Source organism: Collinsella sp. LCP19S3_C9, assembly GCF_052121575.1.
GTDB lineage: Bacteria > Actinomycetota > Coriobacteriia > Coriobacteriales > Coriobacteriaceae > Collinsella.
This window is the reverse complement of record NZ_JBQKDZ010000045.1, coordinates 1-585: the sequence shown is the minus strand read 5'-3', so window position 1 is coordinate 585 and position 585 is coordinate 1. Positions and strand designations below refer to the sequence as shown.

1 protein-coding gene is annotated in these 585 nt (G+C 72.5%); it reads left to right on the top strand.

Annotation, left to right across the window (positions count from 1 at the left end):
- Nucleotides 1-94 precede the first annotated feature (94 nt).
- Nucleotides 95-585: helix-turn-helix domain-containing protein (locus ACTQXI_RS08910; protein ID WP_441548538.1), on the top strand; the 491-nt coding region annotated here is incomplete at its 3' end.

Below are 585 nucleotides of genomic sequence, written 5' to 3'. Positions count from 1 at the left end.
CCACAAGCGCGAGCAGCGCCGCTGCCCCGTATGCGGCAGGGCCTGCGACTTCTACGACATGGCGAGCCGCGGGGCCCCCAGGCTGTGGAGGGCGATGGACCTGGCGCGCTCGGCCTGCTACCTGGAGTACGCGCCCTGCAGGGTGCGCTGCCCGGAGCACGGCGTGCGCACCGAGGCCGTCCCCTGGGCGCGGCACGGGGCGCGCTTCACGCGCGACTTCGAGGACTGGGTGGCGTGGCTGGCGGTCCGCTGCACCGCCTCGGCGGTCTCCGAGCTCGCCCGCGTCGAGTGGCACAGCGTGGGCGGCGTGTGCAGGCGCGTCTACGCCGAGCTGGAGGCCGCGCGCGGCGCCTCGAGGTTCGACGGCGTGCGCCGCATCGGCATCGACGAGACGTCGTACAAGAAGGGCCACAAGTACGTCACGGTGGTCGTCGACCACGACCGCGGCTGCCTCATCTGGGCGCACGAGGGCACCGGCAAGGACGTGCTCAACCTGTTCCTCGACGAGCTCACGCGCGAGCAGAGGCGCGCCATAGAGGTGGTGACCGCCGACGGCGCGAGGTGGATAAGGCAGCTGGTCAAGCG